This window comes from Pseudomonas sp. GD03862 (assembly GCF_029840855.1).
GTDB lineage: Bacteria > Pseudomonadota > Gammaproteobacteria > Pseudomonadales > Pseudomonadaceae > Aquipseudomonas > Aquipseudomonas alloputida.
Window position 1 is genome coordinate 1 of sequence record NZ_JAOCDI010000024.1, and the last position, 25,171, is coordinate 25,171.

Genomic DNA, 25,171 nt, shown 5'->3' on the forward strand with positions numbered 1-25,171 from the left:
TAGGAGCGGGTTCACCCGCGAAGAGGCCGGTCCTGCTGGCCAATCTCCACCCGCCGTTCACCGTTGCCGCCGCCACCGTATTCGCGGGTAAACCCGCTCCTACGCGGATTGGTGGTGGACCCACCTCAGGGGTTGAACACAGGCCGTCGTGTAGGAGCGGGTTCACCCGCGAAGAGGCCGGTCCTGCTGGCCAATCTCCACCCGCCGTTCACCGTTGCCGCCGCCACCGTATTCGCGGGTAAACCCGCTCCTACCACACTGATCGGTGGTGGCCACACATCAGGGGTTGAACACAGGCCGTCGTAGGAGCGGGTTTACCCGCGAAGGATGCGACACGGTGCATGGGAAGTTCGTTCATCCAACCGCAAATTCAACTGTTCCAGTGCACTGCCGATGAAGTGAGGGCACAATGCCATTATTGATCTGCCGGGTTGGAGATTACCCTTGTTTCGTCTTAACGCTGTTCGCGCAAGCCACTTCCTGCCGTCGCTGTTCTTGTTGCTGGCAGGGCTCGCCGCAGCCTATGTGAGAGACCTCAGCGTCTTTTTCACATCGCTGTTCAATGTCCTGCCTACCTTGGTTCTGCTGCTGGGTGGCACCTACTGCGCGGTTTACCGCCGTCAGCGTGAGCTGTTCCTGATGCTGACGGTGTACATCGCCTACTTCCTGCTCGATACCCAGACCGACTTCTACCGTGACCATGGCCGCGTGCGTGAGGACGCCGCGGTGATCTTCCACCTTGTCTGCCTGTTGCTGCCGGCGCTGTTCGGGCTGTATGGCGCCTGGCAGGAGCGTACGCACCTGCTGCAGGACCTGGTCGCCCGCGGTGCGGTGCTGTTTGCCGTGGGCAGTGTGGCGGTGGCCCTCCAGCAAAGCTACCCCGAGGCGTTGCTGACCTGGTTGGCGGAGATCCGCTGGCCGGCTTTGCATGGCCACTGGATGAGCCTGATCCAGATGGTCTACCCACTGTTCCTGGGTGTGTTCATTCTGCTGGTGGTGCAGTACCTGCGTGCACCCCGGCCGCTGCACGCCGCGCAGTTGATCGGTCTGCTGGGGATTTTCTGGATGCTGCCGCAAACCTTCATCCTGCCGTTTACCTTGAACATCATGTGCAGCCAGGTAATGCTGATGATCGCCGCAGCGGTGGCGCACGAGGCTTATCAGATGGCCTTCCGTGACGAGCTGACTGGCCTGCCGGGGCGCCGTGCGCTGAACGAGCGCATGCAGCGCCTGGGGCGTAACTATGTGATCGCCATGACCGATGTCGACCACTTCAAGAAATTCAACGACACCCACGGCCATGACGTCGGGGACCAGGTGCTGCGGTTGGTCGCCAGCCGCTTGTCCAAGGTCACCGGCGGTGGCCGTGCCTACCGATATGGCGGGGAGGAGTTCGCCCTGGTGTTCGCCGGCAAGACCGCCGCGGAATGCGTGCCGCATGTGGAAGCCGTGCGTGAAGTGATCGCCAATTACGTGATGCACCTGCGCGATCAGCACAACCGCCCGCAGGACGATACCGCCGGGCGCCAGCGCCGGGCTGGCAGCGCCGGCGGCACGGTCTCGGTCACCATCAGTATCGGCGTGGCCGAGCGCCAGGCCGATCATCGCAACCCCGAGGCGGTGCTGAAATCCGCCGACCAGGCGCTTTACAGTGCCAAAGGCGCGGGGCGCAATTGTGTCATGGTGCATGGGCGACAATCACCGCGTGGGGCAGTGCGCACGGCGTGACCGAATTAGACTATGCAGTCGATTGATGACCCTATGTCTCGCAAAAGTTGTTCGGTTACACTGCCAGTAACCCCAGTGTCGCGGTTCCCCGAGACCGCCCCGACCCGACTAGCGAGAGGTTGTCATGGCTGACTATAAAGCGCCGCTGCGCGACATGCGCTTCGTACTGAATGAAGTCTTCAACGTGGCCGAGCAGTGGACGCAGTTGCCCGGGCTGGCCGAGGTTGTCGATGCCGACACGGCCATGGCCGTGCTGGAAGAAGCCGGCAAGGTCACCGCCAGGACCATTGCGCCTCTCAGCCGCGCCGCCGACGAGGAGGGCTGCCATTGGGACAACGGCGCGGTACGCACCCCAGCCGGTTTCATCGAGGCCTACAACACCTACGCCGAAGGCGGCTGGGTGGGCGTGGGCGGCGACCCGCTGTTCGGTGGTATGGGTATGCCCAAGGCCATCTCGGCCCAGGTCGAGGAAATGGTCAACGCGTCCAGCCTGGCCTTCGGTCTGTACCCGATGCTGACCGCCGGCGCCTGCCTGTCGATCAACGCCCACGCCAGCGAGGCCTTGAAGGAAAAATACCTTCCGAACATGTATGCCGGCGTTTGGGCCGGCTCCATGTGCCTGACCGAGCCGCATGCCGGCACCGACCTGGGCATCATCCGCACCAAGGCCGAGCCCCAGGCTGACGGCAGCTACAAGGTCAGCGGCACCAAGATCTTCATTACCGGTGGTGAACACGACCTGACCGAGAACATCATCCATCTGGTGCTGGCCAAGTTGCCGGATGCACCGGCGGGGCCGAAAGGGATTTCGCTGTTCCTGGTGCCGAAGTTCCTGGTCAATGAAGACGGTAGCCTCGGCGCACGGAACCCGGCCACTTGCGGCTCGATCGAGCACAAAATGGGCATCCAGGCTTCGGCTACCTGTGTGATGAACTTCGACGAAGCTGTCGGCTACATCGTCGGTGAGCCGAACAAAGGCCTGGCGGCCATGTTCACCATGATGAACTACGAGCGCCTGGGCGTCGGCATTCAAGGCCTGGCTTCGGCCGAGCGCTCCTACCAGAACGCCGTGGAGTACGCCCGCGATCGCCTGCAAAGCCGTGCCCCGACCGGCCCACAAGCCAAGGACAAGGCTGCCGACCCGATCATCGTCCACCCGGACGTGCGTCGCATGCTGTTGACCATGAAGGCGCTGATCGAGGGTGGCCGCGCTTTCTCCACCTACGTGGCCATGCAACTGGACAGTGCCAAGTACAGCGAAGACGCCAGCGTGCGCAAACGCAGCGAAGAGCTGGTGGCACTGCTGACACCGGTGGCCAAGGCCTTCCTCACCGACCTGGGCCTGGAGTGCACAGTGCATGGCCAGCAGGTATTCGGCGGGCATGGTTACATTCGTGAGTGGGGGCAGGAGCAGTTGGTGCGCGATGTGCGCATTACCCAGATCTACGAGGGTACCAATGGCATCCAGGCCCTCGACCTGATGGGGCGTAAAGTGGTGGCCAGCGGCGGGGCATACTACAAGCTGTTCTCTGACGAGATTCGCCAGTTCATTACCGGTGCAGGCAGCGAACTGGACGAATTCGCCAAGCCACTGGGCGCTTCGCTCGACCAGCTTGACGGTTTGACCGAGTGGGTATTGCAGCAGGCCAAGGGCAACCCGAATGAAATTGGCGCGGCTTCGGTCGAGTACCTGCATGCCTTTGGCTATGTTGCCTATGGCTACATGTGGGCACTGATGGCGCGGGCGGCGCTGGCGGGCGAGGGGGATGCGCCGTTCTATTCAGGCAAGCTGGGTACGGCGCGGTTCTACTTTGCGCGGTTGCTGCCACGGGTGGATTCGCTGGTGGCTTCGGTGAAGGCGGGGAGTGAGTCGCTGTACCTGCTGGAAGCCGAGCAGTTCTGATCGATTTTTGGGGCTGCTGCGCAGCCCAATCGCGACGCAAGGCCGCTCCCACAGGTATCGCCTAAGTTTGGATATGTGGAGCGGCCTTGCGTCGGGACTGGGCCGCGAAGCGGCCCCAAGCCATCGCATATCTGTCAATGAATCTCCTGTGTAAGCTTTTTCCTACACGACGTGGTGACTTTTCACCACTGTTCTAAGATTGGATCCACGGTTAATCTTTACCACATGGACGTTGCGCAGGAAGCGCAAAGGACAGATCAAGGACGACGACGAAGGACCACCTGCCAGGATGGCGGGGCGATACGGATGTCACAGGGAAACAGTCTGGAAAACCCCGCTTCGGCGGGGTTTTCTTTGCGTGCGTGTTTTTCAGGCCAGCACATCCAGCGGTTATGCTCCCATCAGGCGAGCGTCCGTCTCTTCCTCCAGCAACGTGCGCAGCAGCTCTACAGAGGCCTGCTGGCGCTGGGCATCGCGAAATACCAGGCCGACCTTCAACGGCACGCGCGGCTCGCTCAACGGCTTCCACAGCAGCCCCTGATCATCTTCGGCGGCCTCCTTGGCGCGCCCCGGCAGAATGGTCGCCAGCGCAGTGTGCGCGAGGCTATCGAGAATCCCTGCCATATTGTTCATCTCTGCCTGCACCTGCGGCCGTCGGCCTTGGCTGGCCAGCTGCGCCTGCCAGATCTGACGGATCTGGAACTCCTCGCCCAGCATCAGCATGGGCAACTCGGCGGCTTGGCGGATGGACACCTTCTTGAAGTCCTTCAGCGGGTGGGTATCGGGTATGACCAGTTGCAGCTCGTCTTCGTACAGCAGCAGGCCATGCAGCCCTGGCTGGCGCGGCGGCAAATAGCTGATGCCGATGTCCAGGTTGCCGTTGAGCAGGCGCCGTTCGATCTCCAACCCCGACAACTCGTAAATCTGCACGACCAGGTGAGGTTGAGCCTTGCGCAGCCGTTCAAGCAGCTGCGGTATCAGGCTTGGCCGCACGGTCTGCAATACACCGATAGCCAAGGTGCGCAGCGACTGGCCCTTGAAGTTGCGCATGGCCTCGTGGGCCCGCTGCAGGCCGTCGAGCAACGGCAGGGCATGGTTGTACAAGGTGTGGGCGGCCAGGGTCGGCAGCAAGCGTTTGTTGCTGCGCTCGAACAGGCTCAGGTCGAGGCTGTGCTCCAACTGGCGGATCTGCTGGGAAAGCGCCGGCTGTGACAGCGACAGGCGTTCGGCGGCACGGCCTACGTGGCCTTCTTCGTACACCGCGACGAAATAACGCAGTTGGCGGAAATCCATAAGCAACACTTATCGAAAATGCTGGAAAAACGAAATGGTCGAAAACCCTGCTGAAGCCTAGTCTATCGCCGTATTCCAAAGGGTTACAGCGATGATTCGGTCGATTGTTACCCCGGATGAAAAACACTTTTGATAGGCAAGGCAAAATATCGAGTGCCGGCATCAAGACCGCACCGTGGCTGCCCTTTACCGTGATTGGTTGGAGCCCTGATGAACCTGTTCAACCTGCGCCGCTCGGCTCCTGCCGCCGTCGCCGAGCCCAAGCGTGCGCCGGTGATCGTGCCGCACGCGTCTGAGCTGTCGCCTGAGCGCCTGATGCCCGGCGCCGAACGTGCAGCGCAGGTATTCGTGCGTGGCCAGGGCTCGTGGTTGTGGGACAACGAAGGGCATGCCTACCTGGACTTCACTCAGGGCGGTGCGGTCAACAGCTTGGGCCACAGCCCCAGCGTGCTGGTCAAAGCGTTGGGCAACCAGGCTCAGGCCTTGATCAACCCGGGCTCGGGCTTCCACAACCGTGGCTTGCTGGGGCTGGTCAACCGGCTGTGTCAGAGTACCGGCAGTGACCAGGCCTACCTGCTCAACAGCGGTGCCGAGGCCTGTGAAGGGGCGATCAAGCTGGCGCGCAAGTGGGGCCAGCTGCACCGCAATGGCGCCTATCACATCATTACTGCCAGCCAAGCCTGCCATGGCCGGAGCCTGGGCGCGCTGTCCGCGTCCGACCCGTTGCCGTGCAATCGCTGCGAACCTGGCCTGCCGGGTTTCAGCAAGGTGCAGTTCAATGACCTGGCGGCGCTGCACGCCGAGGTGGATTCACGCACCGTGGCAATCATGCTCGAGCCGATACAGGGTGAGGCGGGCGTTATTCCCGCTACTCAGGAATACCTCAAGGGCGTGGAAACGCTCTGCCGCGAACTGGGCATTCTGCTGATCCTTGATGAGGTGCAGACCGGTATTGGTCGCTGTGGTGCGCTGCTGGCCGAGGAGCTCTATGGCGTGCGTGCCGACATCATCACCTTGGGCAAGGGCCTGGGGGGCGGCGTGCCGCTGGCCGCCTTGTTGGCGAGGGGCAAGGCATGCTGCGCCGAGCCTGGTGAGCTGGAAGGCAGCCATCACGGCAACGCGCTGATGTGCGCCGCCGGCCTGGCGGTGCTGGACAGCGTGCTGGAACCTGGCTTTCTGGCCCAGGTCCAGGACAACGGTCGTCACCTGCGTGAAGGCCTGAGCCGCCTGACCGGGCGCTATGGTCAGGGTGAAGTGCGCGGTCACGGGCTGTTATGGGCCCTGCAACTGAAAGAAAACCTGGCCCGCGAACTGGTGGCCGCGGCCCTGCACGAAGGCCTGCTGCTCAACGCGCCGCAAGTGGATGTAGTGCGCTTTTCACCGGCGCTGACTGTGAGCAAAGGCAACATCGACGAAATGCTGCTGCGCCTGGCGCGCGCTTTCGCCCGCCTGCATGCCCAGCAGCAGGCCCGTCGCGAAGTGCCGGCGTAGCGGCCTGCCAAAGAATTCAACGAACCGTCTGGCGTTCCTGCGCATCGCCCCTGGCCTGTTTCATTCGGCCCGGGGCGTTTTTTTTTGCCTGTGGAACCTCTACGGCTGGGAGCTAGTCTTTGATGTAACCCTTCAGGAGAGACTCGCATGGACTTTATTCGCATCATCATCGCCATTCTTCTGCCACCGCTGGGCGTGTTTCTGCAGGTGGGGTTTGGCGGGGCGTTCTGGCTGAATATTCTGCTGACCTTGCTGGGATACATTCCGGGGATCGTGCATGCGGTGTATATCATCGCCAAGCGTTGATACAGGCAGAGATTGACCCCTGCAGGAGCAGCGCAAGGTCGCTCCTGCTCGGGGCGCCTGGAACTACTGCGCCAACACCCGGCAATAGAACTTCCACTCTTCTTCCAAGGCATGCGCCAGGTTCTCGGCCTTGCGGAACCCGTGCCGCTCCTGCGCATAAAAATGCCCTTCAGCGTCGATCCCGTTGGCCTGTAGCGCCGTCAACATGGCGCGTGTCTGCTCCGGCACCACCACCGCATCCAGCTCACCCTGGAAGAAAATCACCGGCACCTTGATGCGCTGCGCATGCAGCAGCGGCGTGCGCTGGCGATAGCGTTCAGCGTCCCGCTGCGGGTCGCCGATCAGCCAGTCCAGGTAATCCCCTTCGAACTTGTGCGTGGCACGGCCAAGGGCTAGCGGGTCGCTGACCCCATAGAGGCTGGCGCCAGCGCGGAACACGTCATGGAACGCCAAGGCGCACAAGGTGGTGTAGCCACCGGCGCTACCACCGCGGATAAACGCCTTGTGCTTGTCGACCAGGCCTTGAGCAGCCAGGTATTCGACCGCCGCGCAGGCATCGGCCACGTCACTTTCGCCCCAGCGCAGGTGCAGTGCCTGGCGGTATTCCCGACCATAGCCGGTGCTGCCCCGGTAGTTGAGGTCGGCCACGGCAAAGCCACGCTGGGTCCAGTACTGGATGCGCGGGTCGAGCACGGGATAGCAGGCTGAGGTTGGCCCGCCGTGGATGAACACCACCAGCGGTGCGGCGCCTTGCGGCTGCGCTGGCGGGTAGAAGAAACCATGGGCCTGCTCGCCGCCACTGCCGTAGTGGATCGGCTGCGGTAGGCTGATTTGCCCTGCTGGCAGTATTTCGGCACCACCGGCCAGTACGCGTACTTCATGGTTGCCGCGGTCAATGGCAATGACTGCCGGTGGGCTGATGGGCGACGCGGCAATGGCATACAGGTGTTCGCTGTCCATGGTCAGGCTGCGAAAGCGTGTGTAGGCACTGGCGAAACGCTCCATACGGCCATCTTCACCACGCAGCCCCAATTGCCCGAAGCCGTCTTCGAACCAGCTGGCCAGGTAGCTTTGCGGGCCCAGTGCCAGCCAGGTACAGGTGCCCAATTGCCAAGGCGCAGCAGCATGGTCCGCCGGTGCAGCAGGCAACGCCTGCCATTGGCCATCGACCTCACCCCAGGGTTGCCAGAAGCCATTGCGGTCGGACAGGCAGTAGAGCCGACCTTCGGCATCGAAGCGTGGTTGTTGCAGCGATTCTTCTGCGGCGGCTACACATTGCGCCGGCCCCCAGTGGCCGCTGGCATCGCGCGCGCGATACATCAGCCGGGTGACGGTCCAGGGCTGCGCCGGGCGGTCCCATTCGATCCACGCCAGGCGCTGGCCATCGGCACTGACAGCAGGCGAGGCATAGAAGTCGGCGCCCTCGGCGAGCACCTCGCGGCTGCTGTCACCCAAAGCGACCAGGCGGTGCTCTACTTGCTCGGCATGGCGCTCTTCGACGGCCAGCACCTGGCCGTCGTGCCACTGCACATCGCCATAGCGGCAGCTGGCATCCTGGGTCAGTGCACGTGGTAACAGATCGTCCAGCGGCTGGGTGTAGACCTGCTGATCCTTTTCGTTGACGAACACCAGCCCGTCGCCACCCAGGCAGAAGCTGCCGCCGCCGTACTCATAGACCCGGCTGCGTACGCTGAAGCCGTCCGGGGTCAGGCAGCGGGCCTGGTAGTGCAGCCAGTGCCAGATACGGCACGCTCCATCGGCCGGGCGGAATTCGTTCCAGAACAGCCCGTCGGCACTGACCTTGAGTTCGGCGAAGTCGGTGCCGGCGGCAACCGCCTGGGCCGCGCTGAATTCAGCCGCGGGCGATGACACGGGAGTTTCGATCATTGCGGAAGGTCATCTGTTCGATCGCGAGCTGGGCGGTTTCTGCCTCCTCGCGGGCCTTGAGGATGATGCCGTGCTCGGTCGACTTGGCGCACACCGGGTCGGCGTTGCTGGCATCACCGGTCAGCATGAAGGCCTGGCAGCGACAGCCGCCGAAGTCCTTTTCTTTCTCGTCGCAGGAGCGGCACGGTTCGCGCATCCACTCATAGCCACGGAAACGGTTGAAACCGAACGATTCATACCAGATATGGTGCAAGTCGTGGTCGCGTACATTCGGAAACTGCACCGGCAGCTGGCGGGCGCCGTGGCAGGGCAATGCGGTGCCGTCCGGGGTGATGGTGAGGAACAGGTTGCCCCAGCCGTTCATGCAGGCCTTGGGGCGCTCTTCGTAGTAGTCAGGGGTAACGAAAATCAGCTTGCACGGGTTGCCCTCGGCCTTGAGCTTGTCCCGGTATTCGTTGGTGATACGTTCGGCCCGCTCGAGCTGCGCGCGGGTTGGCAGCAGCCCCAGGCGGTTGAGGTGCGCCCAGCCATAGAACTGGCACGTGGCGAGCTCGACAAAGTCGGCCTCCAGGGCAATGCACAGCTCGATGATGCGGTCGATCTTGTCGATGTTGTGCCGATGGGTGACGAAGTTGAGCACCATCGGGTAGCCATGGGCTTTCACCGCGCGGGCCATTTCCAGCTTCTGTGCAAAAGCCTTTTTCGAGCCGGCCAGCAGGTTGTTCACCTGCTCGTCGCTGGCCTGGAAGCTGATCTGGATATGGTCCAGGCCGGCCTTCTTGAAGTCGGCGATGCGCGCCTCGGTCAGGCCAATGCCCGAGGTGATCAGGTTGGTGTAGTAACCCAGGCGACGGGCCTCTGCGATCAGCTGGGCAAGGTCCTGACGTACCAGCGGTTCACCGCCGGAAAAGCCGATTTGTGCGGCACCCATTTCCCGCGCTTCAGCCATGACCTTGAACCACTGTTCGGTGCTCAGCTCCTGGCCCTGGGCGGCGAAGTCCAGCGGGTTGGAGCAGTAAGGGCACTGCAGCGGGCAGCGGTAGGTCAGTTCGGCCAGCAGCCACAGCGGCAGGCCGACCTCGGGCGTGGGCGGCAACTCAGGCGAGGACGATCCAGTGTTCGGCACGGGCCACCTCCATGAACTGCTCGATGTCGTCCGCCACTTCCGGGACACCGGGGAATTGCTGTTCGAGTTCGCTGATGATCGCTGCCACGTCACGCTGGCCGTCGATCAGGCCACCGATCAGGCTCGCGCTGTCGTTGAGCTTGATCATGCCTTCGGGGTACAGCAACACATGGCCCTTTTGCGCCGGCTCGTACTGGAAGCGGTAGCCGGGGCGCCAGTTGGGTACCTGGTTACGGTCGAAACTCATAGGGTGATTCCCTTGTGCCACACCCGTTCCTGGGTGACGGAGTGATAGGGTGGGCGGTTCAGTTCGTAGGCCATGCTCATGGCATCGAGCATACTCCAGAGGATATCCAGCTTGAACTGCAGTATCTCCAGCATACGCTCCTGGCCCGCACGGGTGGTGTAGTGCTGCAGGGTAATCGCCAGGCCGTGTTCCACATCGCGTCGCGCCTGGCCCAGGCGGGTACGGAAATACTCATAGCCGGCGGGGTCGATCCACGGGTAGTGCTGCGGCCAGCTGTCCAGGCGTGACTGGTGGATTTGCGGGGCGAACAGCTCGGTCAGCGAGCTGCTGGCGGCTTCCTGCCAGCTGGCGCGGCGGGCGAAGTTGACGTAGGCGTCCACGGCAAAGCGCACGCCAGGCAATACCAGTTCTTGCGAGCGCAATTGGTCCGGGTCCAGCCCGACAGCCTGGCCCAGGCGCAGCCAGGCTTCGATGCCGCCATCCTCGCCGGGAGCACCATCGTGGTCGAGCAGGCGCTGGATCCACTCGCGGCGCACTTCGCGGTCCGGGCAGTTGGCCAGGATCGCGGCATCCTTCATCGGGATGTTGACCTGGTAATAGAAGCGGTTGGCCACCCAGCCCTGAATCTGCTCGCGGGTGGCGCGCCCTTGGTACATCGCCACGTGGTACGGGTGATGGATGTGGTAATAGGCGCCCTTGGCGCGCAGGGCCTGCTCGAATTCGGCAGGGGACATTGGCAGTGCGTCGCTCATTCGGCTGGCTCCTGTAGAACGATTATCTGGCCTGGCACACCCTCTCCCTTGTGGGAGCGGGCGTGCCCGCGAACACCGGCGAAGCCGGTGCCATGGACCGTGTTGGCTTTTTCGCGGGCATGCCCGCTCCCACAGGGTCTGGTGTCGCCTCACAGACTGTTTTACAACTCGATGCTCATGCCATCGAAGGCAACTTCGACGCCCCGGCGCAGGACTTCGGCGCGCTCGGGGGAGTTTTCATCGAGAATCGGGTTGGTGTTGTTGATGTGGATAAGTACCTTGCGCTGGCGCGGGAAGCCGTCGAGCACTTCCAGCATGCCGCCAGGGCCGTTCTGGGCCAGGTGACCCATCTCGCGGCCGGTGCGGGTGCCCACGCCACGGCGCTGCATTTCGTCGTCTTCCCACAGAGTGCCGTCGACCAGCAGGCAGTCGGCACCGTGCATCATCGCCAGCAGCTTTTCGTCTACCTGGCCCAGGCCCGGGGCGTAGAACAGCTTGCCGCCGGTGCGGGTGTCTTCGACCATCAAACCCAGGTTATCGCCCGGGTGCGGGTCGAAGCGGTGTGGCGAATAAGGCGGCGCGGCGCTGCGCAGGGGGAAGGGGGTGAACTTGAGGTTGGGGCAGGCGTCGATCACGAAGCTGCCTTCCAGCTCGATACGGTTCCACTGCAGGCCACCGTTCCAGTGGCTGAGCATGTTGAACAGCGGGAAACCGGTGGTCAGGTCCTGGTGGACCATGTCCGTGCACCACACCTGATGCGGGCAGCCTTCGCGCAGGCTGAGCAGGCCGGTGGTGTGGTCGATCTGGCTGTCCAGCAGGACGATGGCGTTGATACCGGTGTCGCGCAGTGCCCGGGCCGGCTGCATCGGCGCAAAGGCTTGCAGTTGGGCGCGGATGTCGGGCGAGGCATTGCACAATATCCAGTGCACACCGTCGTCGGACAGGGCGATGGATGACTGGGTGCGCGCCGTGGCTTTCAGGGTGCCATCACGGTAGCCCTTGCAGTTGACGCAGTTGCAGTTCCACTGCGGGAACCCGCCACCGGCGGCGGAGCCGAGAACCTGGATGTACATGGCCACTCTCTATGCAGAAACCGGATCTGAAAAACGAAAACGCCCCGGCAGGCCGAGGCGTGAAACCCTAAGCCTGGCTTAGCGGTTAGCGAAGTACATGGTGACTTCGAAGCCGATACGCAGGTCAGTGTATGCAGGTTTGGTCCACATGGAATTACTCCTTCCGAATGAGGGTTGGGTTGTTCAGCTACTACTTGGGTACCGCCATGCGTTGGCAGTTCCGTGAAAACGGGATTGCGCTATCTTACAAGAAAAATTTGAACCGGAAGGTTAATTATTCGAGAAGCGCCGTTGCAGTTCGCGTAATAATCATCGATTTTCGCCCTGCCAGGAAGTGTCTGGCGCGGCAGCGTTGGCCAAACATAGCCAAGCGGAACCTGGGTCGAGCAGGGCGCTCAGCAGGTGGTCCAGATCCGTCTGCCGCGTAGTCAGGATAGACCTGCGCAGCACATCCAGCCGATCGGCTTGTGTGGCCAAGTGTGTCTGCCACGCCCATTCGGCGACATCGGCATTGGCCATGGCGGGCTCGTCGAATTGCCCAGCCAATGCCTGGCGAGCGGCCGGGTCAAGGGTGACGCCATGGCGCAGCAGGCTGAGCAGGTGGTCGAGCACCTGTGCCTGACCGGTGTGGGGGGACTGCACACCAAACAACAGCCCACCGACCCCCTCGACCTGACGAAAGGCGCTGAACACCGCGTAGCCGAGTTGCAAGTCTACCCGCAGGCGCTGGTAAACCGGCCCTTGCAGCAATTGGGCTAACAGGCGGCCTGCGGCCTCTTTGGCAGCAGGCAACGGGCAGAACAGCAGCAGGGCATGTTCGCTGCCTGGCACTTGAACATGCTGCCAGCGGTGGTTTGCCCAGGTTGGCAGGGGGCCAGGTCGCCAGCCTTGCCCAGGGCACTGCTGCAGCGCAGTGCCCAAGGCCTTTAGCGCGGTATCCTCGAAGCCTGCGGCCATGCCATGCCACTCGGTGTGCAGCCACAGGCTGTCGAGTTGCTGCTGGGTAAGCGTGCAGGCAGGCAGCGCTGCGGGCAGGCTACCCCGTACCGCGTCTGGCAGTTGCTTGAGCAGGGCCCTGATGGGGATCAGGGCCGGGGGCAGCGCCGTGCAGGGCAGCCAGCAACTGGCAGGTGGCTTGAGCATCAAGGCCAAGGCTTGTTCCACTGCCCGCAGCACTGCTGCTGGCAGGCCGGCGCAGTGCAACTGCCAGTATTCTCCGGCGCTGCTGTAATGCAGTTGCACGGAGGCGCGGTTACAGCGTTCCTGCAGCGGTGCCAGGGCCAGTTCCAGCACAAGCTGTAGCTGCTGGCGCAACGGCGAAGGTACATGCCAGCGCAGGTACAGCGCAGCGTATTGGCGCGCGGGCGGGAGCTGGTCACTGATCTTCAGCGCTGCCGGCAGCGGCTGCGCCTTGGCATGGGGCAGGTCAGCCTTCAGCAATGGGTCGACTGGCAAAAGCTGCCAATCGCCATGGTCGCCACCAGGCAGGCTTTCCAGCAGGGCGCCAAGCGCCTGCAACCCTTGGGCATCCAGCTTGGCGAACGGCTGGCCTGTGCTGTCCCGGCGGGCCAGCTCGAGCGCGCTGGCACTGTGCGCACGGCTGCGCTGCAACAGGCCGAATTGGTGGTTCAACTGTTCGCGGTCGGCCTGGCGGATGAACCTCAACCAACCTTGCAGCAGGGCGCTGGCTTCGTCCGGGCAAGCGTCGGCACTGAGCTTCAGGTCAAGGTGCCACAGCAGCTGACCGGCGAACGCATACAACCTTTCGGCCGTGAAACGTTGTAGCCAGCCACGCTCGCGCAGCGTGCCCAGCCAGGTACCTGGGCGGCTGTCCTCCAGGTAAGCGATCAGCAGTTCCAGGGCGTGCTCGGCGCCGCTGGGGAGGCCTTGGTGAGTGAAGGTCAGGGAGCTAGCGATTGCTGGCAGTGGCGGCGGGGGCATTTGCGGCACGCGCTCACCTGCGGCGAACAGTTCGGCATGCTGCCGGGCAAGGTGTTCAAGTTCATCCAGCGGCTGCGGACCGCAAAGGCTCAAGCAGATCTGGCCGCCTTGGTAGAAGCGTTGATGAAAGCCCGCAAGCGCTTGCTGGAAAGCCGCGTCGTGCAAGGCCAGGGTGTATCGATTGCCAGCATGAAAAGCGCCCAGTGGATGCTTGGCCGACACTGACTGCAGCAAGGCGAACTGCTGTTGGGCCGATGGATTGCGCGACCAGGCGATGAATTCGGCGTGGATCACTTCGCGTTCACGGCGTTGGCGTTCGATGCCCAGATCCGGTTCTGCCAGCATTTGGCACAGGCGCTCTAGACCGCCACCGAGCGTGTTGGGGGGCACCTCGAAGAAAAAGTCGGTGGCGCGTTCGCGCGTGCTGGCGTTGACCTGGCCGCCCAGGGCTTGCACGTAGCGCATCAGGCCGTCTTCCAGCGGGAAGCGCGGGGTACCGAGGAAGAACAGGTGTTCGAGGAAGTGCGCCAGACCGGGCCATTTGGCAGGCGCGTCGTGGCTGCCCGCGTGCACCCGCAGTGCGGCGGCCGAGCGCTTGAGGCGAGGGGCGTGGCGCAGGGTCAACTGCAAGCCGTTGGCGAGGGTGAGTTGGCGGATGGCGTCAGGCATGGGGGCTCCGGTGGCTGCGCTCCATGCTAACCGATTTGTTTGCAGGCCCGGCCTTTTCGCGGGTATGGCGCCGGTATGAAAGGCAGCGCAGATCCCGTGGGAGCGGGCGTGCCCGCGAATGGGCCGCATAGCGGCCCCTGTCAGCCTTTACGCAGGTGCAGCTCCTGGCGCAAATCGGTCAGGTAGGGAAACGCCCTGCGCCCCTGTACCACCCGCTCATGTTCGAGCTCTGCCAACAACTGGCACTCATCCCGCCCAGCCATGGCCAGCAAGCTGCCATCCGGGCCGATGATGCTGCTCTGCCCGCAATACTGGATCTCTTCTTCCGCGCCGCAGTAGTTGGCATATACCAGGTAGCACTGGTTTTCCTGCGCCCGTGCCCTCACGGTCACCTGGCAGGTAAAGTCGTACGGCGTCATGTTCGCCGTCGGCACCAGGATCAGCTCGGCGCCGTCCAGCGCCAGGCGTCGGGCGTTCTCCGGGAACTCGATGTCGTAGCAGATCAGCAGGCCAACCTTCCAGCCTTCCAGTTCCACCACCGGGAAGTGGTCCGCACCAGGGCTGAACATCGAGCGGTCCAGTTCACCGAACAGGTGGGTCTTGCGGTAATTGCTCAGGCTGCGGCCATGCGCATCGATCAGCTGCACACTGTTGTAGATCGCCCCGTCATCGCCGCGCTCCGGGTAGCCATAGACAATGGCGATGCGGTGCGCCTGGGCGATCTCCACCACGGTCATGGCTGCCGGGCCATCGGCGGCCTCGGCCAGGCGCTCGACCTGGGCCAGGCCGATGTTGTAGCCGGTCAGGAACATCTCCGGGCACACCAGCAACTGTGCGCCGCGTTCGGCTGCCAACTGCGCCTGGTGGCGCAGCCGTTGCAGGTTGCCGGGCACATCCAGTGGCTTGGGTGCGCCCTGGTACAGAGCGATGTGCATGGTGCCTCCTTGTCTCAATCCGCCAGGGCGATCGGGCCGATTTCATTGAACACATCGCCCGGGCCGGGGTTGCCGGGGTGGGTGTGGCCACCAAAGTGGTTCATGATACCCCACACCGCATTCAGCGACGTCTGTACCGCGCCTTCAACCCAGGCGGGGGTCCATGACACGTCGTCACCGGCAATGAAGATACCGCGCTGCTCCGCCGGCATGTCCTGCTGCATGAAGTGCGCGTACATGCGCTGGTTGTAGCGGTAATGGCCCGGAAGCGCGCCTTTGAAGGCGCCGAGGAAGTACGGGTCGGCCTCCCAGGAAACCGTGATCGGGTCGCCGATGATGTGCCCGGCGATATCAGTCTTCGGGTAGATCTTCTTCAGCGCATCCAGGGCCAGTTGTACGCGCTTTTCCACCGGGTGCGGCAGCATCTTCAGCGCGTCGCTCATCCACGAGTACGACAGGCAGATCACCCCGGGCTTGTCGTTGCCGTTGTCGAACAGGTAAGTGCCGCGGGTGAGGCGGTCGGTGAGGGTCATGCTCAGCAGGTCACGGCCGGTTTCCGGGTCCTTGTCCTTCCAGAACGGGCGGTCGACCATGACGAAGGTTTTCGACGACTGCATGTAGCGGGTACGGTCCAGGGCCATCCACATCTTTTGCGAGAACAGCGATTCTTCGCAGTCGATCTGGGTGGTCAGCAACCAGGTCTGGCAGGTGGCGAGTACTGCGCTGTAGTGGCGGGTATCGCCCCAGTTGTCGGTGACCGCCAGGCGGCCATCGGCAGCGCGGGCAATGCGCTTGACCCCGGTACGCGGTGCGCCGCCATGCAGCGTGCTCAGGCTGGTGCCCTCTGGCCAATGCACGCAGCGTTCCGGTACGTGGCGCCAGATGCCTTGTGGCACTTGTTCCACGCCCCCGATCACCAGGTGCTGGTGGTCGTCGCAGTTGGTCATCACCACGCGGAAGATTTCCAGCATCGAGTTGGGGAAGTCCGAGTCCCAACCGCCGGTGCCGAAACCGACCTGGCCGAACACTTCGCGGTGCTGGAAGCTCAGCTTGGCAAAAGAGCGCGAGGTGGCGACGAAGTCGTAGAATGTGCGGTCGTCCCACAGTGGCACCAGCTTGTTCCAAAGTTCCTTCAGGCGCGGTACATCACGGTCGCGGATGGCCTGCTGGATATCGGCGAACTGCGCACCGCTCTCCAGCGCATCGGCCCAGGCGTTGGCCACCTCATGAAACAGTTGCGGCAGGTCGGTGGGCTTCTCGGCGTAGTAGGTCTGGCCTTCCAGGTCGATCACCGTGCTGCCCGAAGCCGGGGTCAGCGGGTTGGGGAAGGGCTTGGTCTCCAGGCCCAGCTTGTCGACGTAGTGGTAGAAGGCGGTGGACGACACCGGGAAGCGCATGCCACCCAGCTCGGCAACGATCCCGTCAGTGCCATTGAAGGCTTGCGAGCGCAGCCGGCCGCCCAGCTTGGAAGCCTCGTACACCACCGGCTTGAGGCCCAGCTTCATCAGCTCGTAGGCCGCTACCAGGCCGGCGATACCGGCACCGACAATGGCCACCTCTTCCCCATGGCGCTCAGCCGGAATGCTGCCCAGGCCTGCCGGGTGTTCCAGCCAGTCGTCGAAAGCAAAAGGGAAGTCCGGGCCGAAAATGGTGATCGGCTTCTTGCCGTCGGCGGGGTGGCGGTTCTTCTTGTTCATGAAATGACCTTGCCAGAGAGGCTGCGCGAGGAGCGGAGCCTGAGTATAGGAGATGCCTGGCTGTCATTTTAGGGAGTGGGGTGTTCGTTATTAAGGTGCAGAGTGTTGTCTGAATGTAGTTAGTTTCGTCGTAATGATTAAGCTCATGTTCATTAAGACGAGGCAGGCGGTCGAGGTAATTCAAAAACCGCCCTGGCCCTTTGTAGGAGCGGGTTCACCCGCGAATGCGTCGGTAGATTCTCTGCCCTATTCGCGGGTAAACCCGCTCCTACAACCGGCTCCTGTCGTGAAATCTAGAACTGACCCACGCCCGCTAACCTCACCCGAGCGCCAGTCCGTTCAAAGCGGCTGTCCACGGTCCACCTTGCTGCTGAGAATGATCGACGTGGTGGTTTTCTCCACCCCGTCGACACTGCCAATCTGGTCGAGCAACTGATCCAGCTGCTCGGGCGAGTCCGTACGCAGCCAGGCCACATAGTCGAATTCGCCGCTTACCGCACACAGCTGCTGCACCTGGCCCATGGCACTCAGGCGCCGCACCACGTCCTTGCCGGAACGCGGCTGCACCTTGATCCCGACATACGCCTGCAACCCGCCGCCTATCACACTCTGGCCCAGGCGTACGCCATAGCCGGAGATAACCTTGTTTTTCTCCAGCCGCTCCAGGCGCGAATTGACGGTGGTGCGGGCGATGCCCAACTGGCGGGCGAGGGTGGCGACGCTTTCGCGGGCGTTGATCTGCAGCAGGGCGATCAGCTGGCGATCGATTTCATCCAGCGTGATGGAGCGGGAATCCGACATGGCGAGTCTCTACGGTTGGCCCGCTAGCCTAGCCAGCCTGTGCCAATCAGGGCAAGGCCAGGTACAGTCGATCACCGTTGACGGCGTCGGCTTGGCACTTTTGGTGAGAACGGCCGTGCATGTCCGAAGGCTGCGTCTTCGGCACTAATTCGGCATGATGAAGCGCTAGTCCAACGGGAACCTCAGCGTGAACCTCGACCACCTGCTCGAATGCTGGCGACTGGAAGTCTCCAACAAGAAAAGGCCCGGACGCCCTATCAGCCTGCTGTTCAACGTGCTGCGCCGCGCACGCAAGGACAACAAACTGCGTTTCCTCTTCGCCTATCGCCTGGCCCAGTACCTTGACGCCCGCGGCGGCCTTGCCCGGCGTCACGCCCGGCGCATGCAACAGCGGCTCAACCTCAAGTATGGGGTGGACATCGACATCGGCGCCCAGATTGCCCCCGGCCTGCGCATCGCGCACCTGCCGGGGGTAGTGATTACCCGGTATGTGAGCATCGGGCGCAACTTCTTCATCCGGCAGAACTGCTCGATCGGCATCAAGACCCTGGGGTTGCAGGAGTACGCACTGCGCATTGGTGACAACGTGAGCATGGGCGCCAACAGTTGCATCGTTGCTGATCGAATCGACATTGGCGATGACGTGGTGATTGGCGCGATGTCGTTGGTTACGCGGGATATTCCGCCTGGCATGACCTTCTACAACCCACGGCAGGTCGAGATGCGTCCGGGAGGGGGTTAACCAACAGCGGTACATTTCTGGACGTTGGCAGAGGGGGGTGGAGCAGGCTGGGAGGGTTTTTATGGGGTTGCCCATGGTTGATGGCCTCGCCCGATGGACTGGATCGTGCAGTGGTGCGGCCTTCTTCGTTTAGCCCAGGCGCCGCGCCAGTGATGAGCGCACCGAACGAATACGCAAAGGCTTGAGGCAGTTGGCTCTGTAGCCAGCTTCCTGGCGTCCGTTGTCACGGGGCAGGCCTAGGTTCATTCATAGGTTTGCTCATCTGTGAGCCGATTAGCGAGCATATTCGGCTCATTTTGTGAGCTGATAATGGTGGCTATTCGGCTCATTGTCCGATCCTCAAGCTAGGGTGTTTGGCTTGAAGTATCGATAGGGCACCTTTCCGCGATTATCGGCGTGCTGGGTGATCGGCTTCTTGGTGGGCTGATTTCGCTGAGATACCGTTTCAGCGCTACTTCCAAGGTCATGCGCTCGGCGCCGCTGCGCTGGATGTACGCGCCCCTGCCCATTTATTTCTTGCGGGCATGAAAAAGCCGCGCAATCGCGCGGCTTTGTCGTATCTGGTGGGCCCACACGGACTCGAACCGTGGACCAAAGGATTATGAGTTAGCTCGCGTCGCTACGAGCCTACACAAATCGTACAGAGCTTACCGAAAGGTACGCAAGGTGGGATGAAGCCCCTGTGGGGGTTTAGCGAAGAATGGCGAATCATAGGAAAGCACAGAGCTGTACCTCCATTGTACCGTTTCCAGCATAATCTGAACGGGAGTGCAGCTGTCATACGCGCACTCCGAAATGGAAGGCGCATGGATCGAGCAAAGCATAGATGCACAGCCTCTTTAGGTCGATCAGCCAGCCGACTGGATTTTTGTGAAAAGGGAAGGAAAGGAAATGGCGCTCGCTGCAAAAAAGATTTCTGCTATGCAAAGCCAACTTGAGGCTAAGAGAAAAACAGTTTCGTTTGATAGCTATGATCTCTCTGTTCGGCAAGTCCTAGATATGGTGGAGTCCGGAGACATTTTTGTTCCTCCCGAGTACCAGCGCCAGTTTATCTGGGACTCGGAAAGACAGTCTGTGCTGGTTGAATCAGTTATGTTAGGGATTCCTGTGCCCAGCTTGTTCATGGCGATGAATGCTGATTCTACTTGGGAAGTTGTTGATGGAGTGCAACGACTAGGATCTCTGAGCCATTTCGTAGGCACAGCAGGGCTATTGGGGCGGATTAGTCGAGATAAACCTCTGGTTATCCATGGTCTGGAGAAACTTAGCACGTTTAATGATGCTGGATTCGAGGATTTCCCAAAGTCAATGCAATTGCAGTTTTTGACACGACCTATCCGTGTGACTGTGTTGAACGACCGTACCGACTTAGCTGTTCGCTTTGATCTGTTTGAGAGATTAAATACCGGTGGTGTTTCGCTTACAGACCAAGAAATAAGGAACTGCGTATACAGAGGCGCTTACAATGAAGATCTAAAAGCTTTGGCTCAGTTGCAAGATTTTAGAACTGTGATAAAAATTAGTAGTAAAAATGCGTCTAATGGAACGTATGAGGAGCTGGCTCTTAGATTTTTCGTATACTTACATCGTTATGGCGATTTTAATCACTCGGTCAAAGAGTTTTTAAATGGTTTTATGAGTGATGTTCGACACAATATCATTCCTCAAGCCGATAAGAAGTTATTCGAAACTGTTATGGGTGAGCTTGCGAAAGCGTTTCCGAATGGAATAAATCGAGGTAAGGGTGTTACGCCGGTAAACCTTTTTGAAGCTTTATCAGTGGGCGTTGCTCTTGCATTAAAACAAGGGAAGGTAATTGATCCGCTCAAACTTATTCCATTGGTTGACAGTGCGGATTTGAAAAAATTCACTGGAGCTGGGTCCAACCAGAAGAAGTTTGTGGTGGGACGCATCGAACACGTGCGAGATGCGTTATGATCTGCCAACTTGCTCGAGAAGGGGCGAATGATAGGCTTTCTGAGGCTAGGATTCTATACTCTAGTATCAAGTCGATAGAATTGGTGGATGATGCTCCACAGCCAGTCACGCCGATGTCTCTAACGTTGCGTGGTCTTATTTACGTTAGCCTATATGGTGCGATTGAATATACAGTTACCCAGGGCGTTCAGCAATTTATAGTTCATTTGTGCGGTTTGAATGTTCAGACCGCGCATTTGGAGCAGGCGCTGTATTCCATAGCTTTAGATTCGCAGCTTAAATCGGCCCGAGAAGGATCGGAAAAAAATAAATGGAATGCTAGGAGAGAAATATTTTCTAGCCAGTTTTCCAGCTCTTTTTGCGATATACCAGATACTGTCTTTGGTAGTTATCTGCATAATGTATACCCGAAGACAGTGCTGGAAATTTTTCAATGTTTAGGAATTGTTCGACCGGCGACGCAACACCCTAGCGAGGTCGGATATTTTAGAGAGATAACTGAAAAGCGTAACGCCGTGGCCCATGGCCGTGAGTCGGCTAGTAACGCTGGGCGCTCACTTTCTCTGAATGAATTGGAAATAAGGCTAAACGCTGTGTACAGTATTTGCTCTTATTTCTTAGACGTCTTAGAGGAACAAGCGCTTAATCTGGGCTTTGTTAAGGCAGATCATCGTGCTTCATACGCATCCTGATACAGTCAATTCTTTTCGAGGATAAGTACGCTTTCTACTGTATGGCGCTTATTAATATAAGACTTGGATTTTTTATTAAGGTCGACCATCGAGCGGGCTGCGACGAAGTCCGCTTGATGATTTAACTTGAGGCCCATGCCTTGGGCCATCTGCGAAATGATCAATGCAACATCGTTTCGGATTTCTTTGTAATAAGAGTTTTGCACAACAAGTACGCAAGGCGCGTTAGGCTTGAGGACTCGCGCTGTTTCATTTAGCGACTTGTATAAGGAGTCGAAGTACTTCGTATGGTTCTTTAGGTAGTAGGTTTGAGAGGCTTTGGATGGATGGTTTTTAAGGCTCTCTAAAAACTCTAAGCATGCAGGTCCCCATTCAATTCTCTCTTCGAGGTAGCTTTTAGGTACGGTCGAGCTTCCCGTAAGTTCGCGACGAAGAAGTGAAAATTTCTCGGCGCCCACCCTTATTAGCGCAAGCTCAATATAAGTGGCGATTGCATAGTCAATACGAGTGCAGTAAGGCGGAGATGTGATTACTGCGCCGATTGAATTTTCGGATAGTGGTAGGCTTTCTGCATTCGATAGCAGTAATTTCAGTTTAGTCGTGTCAACTTCTTTTGTGGATGTATTTGCTTTGTGCTGCTGGCCGAGCAATGTTACTTCCGTGAGAAAACTTGAAAAAATTTCTTCTTTGGATGCAGTTACTTTTTCTTCAGGGGTTTTGCCAACTTTAGTCCACGTTGGATTAGACGCGACAAAGCTAGCCGCCATTCTTCTAACCGACCTAAAGAGCGAAAGATAGAAAAAGGCGGCAATTGGAGTGGTCTTTTCAAGCCCTTCAGATGAGCCGAGCTCCACATAGTGAGTATGTGATACTAAGGTAGAGTTAATGCTGGACTCTATTTTCCTTATGTGCTCGGCTGAACGAGAGTCGAACCAATTGAGTAAAGGGTCCTGCTCCAAGACTGCATAAGATTTTGTTGATTTTTTTATTATGGAGTGTGCAAGTGGCAACAAGCTATCTATATCAAATTTTGACACCAGAGATGCTTTGGCAACGATAATCATAGCCGGGTTTAAATCGGACCCGATTACTGAGTAGTCATGCTTCAAACTCGTGTTGGTGGTAGTGCCGCTACCATTCCAGGGGTCTAATATTACGGAGTCATTAGGGATTTCAAGTGTTTCGAAAACACTATCAACAAAAGAGCTTGAAAAGCCAGCGTAGTATGGGAATAATTTTCGCCCCTCTGCCTCGGCGGAATCTAAGTGCCGCTTAGGATTTATTATGCGAGAGTAAGATGGCATTTTATTGGCGTGCGAAAAAGTGTAAGAGTTTTAGGGTTTGCATTATACATCAATCGCATTTTCTTGGCGAGTTGGTAATTTCCTTGTTTGTAAGTTCTTCTAGTGTCTTCAACGTACTTGCACTGACGATAGAGCGAAGAGTTGTTCGTGTTATGAAGTGGGGTAGTGTGGTTGGGATGTCATCATCATCGTCAATAAAATGTAGTTCTTTGAAAGTGGACGGCTGGATCATATCTGCGCTCCTGGTTCAAGTGTTAATGCACCAACGCCTATGTCGGTGTGTGCTTGTGTATTATTCTATTGTAGGTTTCTTGTTAACGAAATCCGAAACCTCGTCGGAGGATTCGCCGTTAACATCATTTTCGCGGGGACCCTTTTCAGCATGCGATCCGTGATGCTTTGCATGGATTGCTTTAGATAGCATTCCGCCAATCGTATTCTCAGTAGCTGTGCTTGCTTGGTTTTTGTGGCTCTGGCCAATGGTTTCCGCGATGATTGAGCCAGCGTTCTTTGAGAGTCGTCCGGCAGCAACCAACTTCTCAGAGTAGCTTGTCTGCCCACCTGAGGAGTTACCCATAGCATCGGCGAATGCGGATGAGCCCGTGGTATTCGATGTCCTTACCCCTTGATCATCATGTGAAAGCTCACCAGTATCAGCAGCGGCGCTCTCCATCTCACCTTGGGCCGCTTTGAACGCTGAAGAAATTGCTGACGCCCCACCAACTATTTCCGTTGCGCCTTTCAGTGCTTGGCTTCCTACAGATGCAATCGTCGACGCGGCGAGGGTAGCGGCCCCTATAGCAGATCCGGCCCCGAAGCCGCCGATTCCCGAGGTTTGGCTTGATGAGCCCGTGATACCTGCAAGCATAGGGGGAAGCTTGTTAGTAAGAGATAGCAGGATCACAGATGCAACGAGCAGCACGCAGAGGCTGTTCAGATCGGGTGTACCAGTCTGAAATGCATTGTAATAATGATCTAGGAATGATTTACCTACGCCAATCAGAAGAGTCATGGTGAATAGCTGAACCCCAATCCCGAGTACCATTTTATAGAAATTGATCGCGATATCTGAGGTCCAGCGGCTACCTCCAAAGCCCAAGAGGAAGATCCCGGCGTACGCCAGCAGCCAAGCTGATACCAGCAATAGCAGCATGTTCACGGCGATGAGTGCCAAGATCACCAGAACCACTATTGCTGCTGCGAGCATCAATGCGGATACCACTGGGGACAACACCGAGGCAGAAGCGCTGACCTTGGTCAGGATGCCGAATCCGATATCCACGATGCTTGACGGAGATAATCCGGTACCTAGCCCTGCCGCTTTTGCGCTTATCGCCCGCATCGTGTTGATGATGGACATTGAGATAGCTGGGGCATTTTGGAGCAGCCACCAGAAAAAGCCCATGGTGCCGAAGAAGCGGATGGTTTCGGCAAAAAATGACTGTAGATCAGCATTTCGTAGTGCCATGAGGCCGTAAGTCCACACCATGCTGATCAGCGCGAGGCTCCAGAACAGCCATGACGCGCTGGCGGTAATCTCGGATTGCCAAGTGGTGGCAACGGTCGAGAAGCTGTCGAGGATTCTATTGAGCATGTTTCCGCTATCGAGCCCACCAGCGAGTGCGGTCTTGCTGAACGAAAGTGCTGTTATGGCTAGGTAGATGGTCAATGATCTTTTCATGGGTCACCATTTCCTATCATCGCTTTGGGTGTTTTTATGCCCAAGGACGCAAGCGTCGTAGCTATTTTTTTGAGATGTATCTCGTCCTTCCGTCGGGGTATCGCACTCAACAGAGGTAGGCGCTTGTGGAGCGTCACAGCCGTTGAGCAGCAGTGCGCTCAGAATGAGAATTCGTTTAATTTGTGCGTGCATGCTCTTTACCTCACCAGCCTTTATCAGCGCTTGGGCTGTTTCGGCTACTCAGTGCTCGTTTGTCAGCGGCGGTGTGTTGAGCGTCGCGATCAATACGGACTTGAGCGCTGGTGGCCTGGGCGTTTTGCTGAGCAATCAGCAAGCTGCGAATTTGCAGAAGCTGATTTGCCTGTGCGCTAGCAAGCTGATTGGCTGCCTGGATGGCTTGCATCTGACCTTCCGCGCTGGTTGCCTGTCGCTGTAGGCCTGCGAGCTCACCAGCGTCTTTGCGCAATGTTTCCTGTTGCTTTGAGACGCTGGTCAGTAGGGCATCATTCGCGCGCTTCTTTGTGGAGCTGGCCTCTTTCTGTGCTTGTGCAATGGCTTGTTGATCCGATACACCGCACGCGTCCGAGCCTATGCAAGATGCGCTTTCGTAGTGGGCCGTATCCTGGTAACGCTCAAGATATTTCTCCAGACTGCCAGCTTGGGTCTTGTAGTAGCTGAGCGTGTCCTGAGCAGCGAGAAGCATAGAAATCGTCTGATCGGCCTGACTCCAGATGTAGTCTGCTGGAGCCGCTGAGTTTCGCAGCATGATCTGGTACTGCTGCAGTTGGGTTTTGTACTGCTCGATCTGCTTAGTCACCGCAGCGACATTTTGAATCGCGCTGACAGTCGTCTGGCTCAGATTCACTCCATCCACGACAGGGATTCCGGCGAATGCAAGGTGCAAGGGCAGGGCGCTGGCTATCGCGAAAATCCACTGCTGTTTCTTCGATCTTTTCATAGGGACT

The 25,171-nt window shown here is 59.2% G+C and carries 21 protein-coding genes and 1 pseudogene; 7 read left to right on the top strand and 15 right to left on the bottom strand.

The genetic code is table 11. The annotated features are described in order from the left end of the window. Positions 1 to 444 precede the first annotated feature (444 nt). On the top strand, positions 445 to 1,728 hold the full coding sequence (locus N5D53_RS16350; protein WP_064491642.1) for a GGDEF domain-containing protein: 1,284 nt from the start codon (positions 445 to 447) through the stop codon (positions 1,726 to 1,728). A 124-nt stretch (positions 1,729 to 1,852) separates the two neighbouring features. Further along, on the top strand, positions 1,853 to 3,631 hold the full coding sequence (locus tag N5D53_RS16355) for an acyl-CoA dehydrogenase C-terminal domain-containing protein (RefSeq protein ID WP_104960654.1): 1,779 nt from the start codon (positions 1,853 to 1,855) through the stop codon (positions 3,629 to 3,631). Positions 3,632 to 4,021: 390 nt separating this feature from the next. Here N5D53_RS16355 and N5D53_RS16360 read toward each other — a convergent pair whose 3' ends face one another. Next, a complete protein-coding gene (locus N5D53_RS16360) occupies positions 4,022 to 4,924 on the bottom strand; it encodes a LysR family transcriptional regulator (protein ID WP_190869757.1) in 903 nt (300 codons plus the stop codon). A gap of 210 nt (positions 4,925 to 5,134) precedes the next feature. Between N5D53_RS16360 and N5D53_RS16365 the strand changes: the two genes are divergently transcribed. Together N5D53_RS16365 and N5D53_RS16370 are read left to right on the top strand one after the other, a co-directional pair. Beyond that, the gene (locus tag N5D53_RS16365; RefSeq protein WP_190869756.1) at positions 5,135 to 6,415 is read left to right on the top strand and encodes an aminotransferase class III-fold pyridoxal phosphate-dependent enzyme; all 1,281 of its coding nucleotides are present in this window, start codon (positions 5,135 to 5,137) and stop codon (positions 6,413 to 6,415) included. A gap of 147 nt (positions 6,416 to 6,562) precedes the next feature. After that, the gene (locus N5D53_RS16370) at positions 6,563 to 6,721 is read left to right on the top strand and encodes a YqaE/Pmp3 family membrane protein (RefSeq protein ID WP_003177654.1); all 159 of its coding nucleotides are present in this window, start codon (positions 6,563 to 6,565) and stop codon (positions 6,719 to 6,721) included. Between the two features lie 63 nt (positions 6,722 to 6,784). Here N5D53_RS16370 and N5D53_RS16375 read toward each other — a convergent pair whose 3' ends face one another. From N5D53_RS16375 to N5D53_RS16420, 10 genes are all read right to left on the bottom strand, one after another. Then, positions 6,785 to 8,608, bottom strand: coding sequence for a S9 family peptidase (locus N5D53_RS16375; protein WP_190869755.1), 1,824 nt, complete (start codon positions 8,606 to 8,608; stop codon positions 6,785 to 6,787). Continuing rightward, positions 8,574 to 9,734: a pyrroloquinoline quinone biosynthesis protein PqqE gene (pqqE, locus tag N5D53_RS16380; RefSeq protein WP_014860209.1), complete on the bottom strand. Its 1,161-nt coding sequence runs from the start codon at positions 9,732 to 9,734 to the stop codon at positions 8,574 to 8,576. Before pqqE ends, N5D53_RS16375 begins: the two co-directional genes overlap by 35 nt. After that, a complete protein-coding gene (pqqD, locus tag N5D53_RS16385) occupies positions 9,706 to 9,981 on the bottom strand; it encodes a pyrroloquinoline quinone biosynthesis peptide chaperone PqqD (protein WP_010951728.1) in 276 nt (91 codons plus the stop codon). Before pqqD ends, pqqE begins: the two co-directional genes overlap by 29 nt. Continuing rightward, entirely contained in the window at positions 9,978 to 10,733 is a 756-nt protein-coding gene (gene pqqC / locus N5D53_RS16390) for a pyrroloquinoline-quinone synthase PqqC (RefSeq protein ID WP_003255592.1), read from the bottom strand. Before pqqC ends, pqqD begins: the two co-directional genes overlap by 4 nt. A gap of 161 nt (positions 10,734 to 10,894) precedes the next feature. Next, a complete protein-coding gene (gene pqqB / locus N5D53_RS16395) occupies positions 10,895 to 11,806 on the bottom strand; it encodes a pyrroloquinoline quinone biosynthesis protein PqqB (protein WP_010951729.1) in 912 nt (303 codons plus the stop codon). A gap of 78 nt (positions 11,807 to 11,884) precedes the next feature. After that, positions 11,885 to 11,956, bottom strand: coding sequence for a pyrroloquinoline quinone precursor peptide PqqA (gene pqqA, locus N5D53_RS16400; RefSeq protein ID WP_003243383.1), 72 nt, complete (start codon positions 11,954 to 11,956; stop codon positions 11,885 to 11,887). Between the two features lie 159 nt (positions 11,957 to 12,115). Further along, entirely contained in the window at positions 12,116 to 14,416 is a 2,301-nt protein-coding gene (gene pqqF / locus N5D53_RS16405; RefSeq protein ID WP_190869754.1) for a pyrroloquinoline quinone biosynthesis protein PqqF, read from the bottom strand. A gap of 140 nt (positions 14,417 to 14,556) precedes the next feature. Then, positions 14,557 to 15,351: a carbon-nitrogen hydrolase family protein gene (locus N5D53_RS16410; protein WP_190869753.1), complete on the bottom strand. Its 795-nt coding sequence runs from the start codon at positions 15,349 to 15,351 to the stop codon at positions 14,557 to 14,559. Between the two features lie 14 nt (positions 15,352 to 15,365). After that, on the bottom strand, positions 15,366 to 17,048 hold the full coding sequence (locus tag N5D53_RS16415; protein ID WP_190869752.1) for an NAD(P)/FAD-dependent oxidoreductase: 1,683 nt from the start codon (positions 17,046 to 17,048) through the stop codon (positions 15,366 to 15,368). Between the two features lie 339 nt (positions 17,049 to 17,387). Continuing rightward, positions 17,388 to 17,849, bottom strand: a complete 462-nt coding sequence (locus N5D53_RS16420) for an Lrp/AsnC family transcriptional regulator (protein ID WP_003255583.1) — start codon at positions 17,847 to 17,849, stop codon at positions 17,388 to 17,390. 187 nt (positions 17,850 to 18,036) lie between these two features. Here N5D53_RS16420 and N5D53_RS16425 point away from each other — a divergent pair, with 187 nt between their 5' ends. Further along, on the top strand, positions 18,037 to 18,591 hold the full coding sequence (locus N5D53_RS16425) for a serine acetyltransferase (RefSeq protein WP_190869751.1): 555 nt from the start codon (positions 18,037 to 18,039) through the stop codon (positions 18,589 to 18,591). Positions 18,592 to 18,986: 395 nt separating this feature from the next. Here N5D53_RS16425 and N5D53_RS16430 read toward each other — a convergent pair. Next, positions 18,987 to 19,100: pseudogene (locus tag N5D53_RS16430) on the bottom strand (site-specific integrase); the annotation flags it as partial. A 382-nt stretch (positions 19,101 to 19,482) separates the two neighbouring features. Here N5D53_RS16430 and N5D53_RS16435 point away from each other — a divergent pair. Both N5D53_RS16435 and N5D53_RS16440 read left to right on the top strand, forming a co-directional pair. Beyond that, positions 19,483 to 20,529, top strand: a complete 1,047-nt coding sequence (locus tag N5D53_RS16435) for a DUF262 domain-containing protein (RefSeq protein ID WP_279840548.1) — start codon at positions 19,483 to 19,485, stop codon at positions 20,527 to 20,529. Further along, positions 20,526 to 21,221 (top strand): MAE_28990/MAE_18760 family HEPN-like nuclease, encoded by a 696-nt coding sequence (locus tag N5D53_RS16440; RefSeq protein ID WP_279840549.1) that lies wholly within the window; start codon positions 20,526 to 20,528, stop codon positions 21,219 to 21,221. The genes N5D53_RS16435 and N5D53_RS16440 overlap by 4 nt, the downstream gene beginning before the upstream one ends. Positions 21,222 to 21,226: 5 nt before the next feature. On the opposite strand, the gene N5D53_RS16445 is transcribed toward N5D53_RS16440, so the two are convergent. From N5D53_RS16445 to trbJ, 3 genes are all read right to left on the bottom strand, one after another. Further along, positions 21,227 to 22,525, bottom strand: coding sequence for a DNA methylase (locus N5D53_RS16445; protein ID WP_279840550.1), 1,299 nt, complete (start codon positions 22,523 to 22,525; stop codon positions 21,227 to 21,229). 292 nt (positions 22,526 to 22,817) lie between these two features. Next, positions 22,818 to 24,206, bottom strand: coding sequence for a P-type conjugative transfer protein TrbL (gene trbL / locus N5D53_RS16450; protein WP_279840551.1), 1,389 nt, complete (start codon positions 24,204 to 24,206; stop codon positions 22,818 to 22,820). Positions 24,207 to 24,408: 202 nt separating this feature from the next. After that, positions 24,409 to 25,164, bottom strand: a complete 756-nt coding sequence (gene trbJ / locus N5D53_RS16455; protein ID WP_172230323.1) for a P-type conjugative transfer protein TrbJ — start codon at positions 25,162 to 25,164, stop codon at positions 24,409 to 24,411. Positions 25,165 to 25,171: the final 7 nt, after the last annotated feature.

Excerpts from the sequence above, each read along its gene's own strand:
- N5D53_RS16355 (WP_104960654.1), top strand. The coding sequence starts at position 1,853 with ATGGCTGACTATAAAGCGCCGCTGCGCGACATGCGCTTCGTACTGAAT.
- N5D53_RS16360 (WP_190869757.1), bottom strand. The coding sequence starts at position 4,924 with ATGGATTTCCGCCAACTGCGTTATTTCGTCGCGGTGTACGAAGAAGGC.
- N5D53_RS16365 (WP_190869756.1), top strand. The coding sequence starts at position 5,135 with ATGAACCTGTTCAACCTGCGCCGCTCGGCTCCTGCCGCCGTCGCCGAG.
- N5D53_RS16370 (WP_003177654.1), top strand. The coding sequence starts at position 6,563 with ATGGACTTTATTCGCATCATCATCGCCATTCTTCTGCCACCGCTGGGC.
- N5D53_RS16375 (WP_190869755.1), bottom strand. The coding sequence starts at position 8,608 with ATGATCGAAACTCCCGTGTCATCGCCCGCGGCTGAATTCAGCGCGGCC.
- pqqD (WP_010951728.1), bottom strand. The coding sequence starts at position 9,981 with ATGAGTTTCGACCGTAACCAGGTACCCAACTGGCGCCCCGGCTACCGC.
- pqqC (WP_003255592.1), bottom strand. The coding sequence starts at position 10,733 with ATGAGCGACGCACTGCCAATGTCCCCTGCCGAATTCGAGCAGGCCCTG.
- pqqB (WP_010951729.1), bottom strand. The coding sequence starts at position 11,806 with ATGTACATCCAGGTTCTCGGCTCCGCCGCCGGTGGCGGGTTCCCGCAG.
- pqqF (WP_190869754.1), bottom strand. The coding sequence starts at position 14,416 with ATGCCTGACGCCATCCGCCAACTCACCCTCGCCAACGGCTTGCAGTTG.
- N5D53_RS16410 (WP_190869753.1), bottom strand. The coding sequence starts at position 15,351 with ATGCACATCGCTCTGTACCAGGGCGCACCCAAGCCACTGGATGTGCCC.
- N5D53_RS16415 (WP_190869752.1), bottom strand. The coding sequence starts at position 17,048 with ATGAACAAGAAGAACCGCCACCCCGCCGACGGCAAGAAGCCGATCACC.
- N5D53_RS16420 (WP_003255583.1), bottom strand. The coding sequence starts at position 17,849 with ATGTCGGATTCCCGCTCCATCACGCTGGATGAAATCGATCGCCAGCTG.
- N5D53_RS16435 (WP_279840548.1), top strand. The coding sequence starts at position 19,483 with ATGGCGCTCGCTGCAAAAAAGATTTCTGCTATGCAAAGCCAACTTGAG.
- N5D53_RS16440 (WP_279840549.1), top strand. The coding sequence starts at position 20,526 with ATGATCTGCCAACTTGCTCGAGAAGGGGCGAATGATAGGCTTTCTGAG.
- N5D53_RS16445 (WP_279840550.1), bottom strand. The coding sequence starts at position 22,525 with ATGCCATCTTACTCTCGCATAATAAATCCTAAGCGGCACTTAGATTCC.
- trbL (WP_279840551.1), bottom strand. The coding sequence starts at position 24,206 with ATGAAAAGATCATTGACCATCTACCTAGCCATAACAGCACTTTCGTTC.
- trbJ (WP_172230323.1), bottom strand. The coding sequence starts at position 25,164 with ATGAAAAGATCGAAGAAACAGCAGTGGATTTTCGCGATAGCCAGCGCC.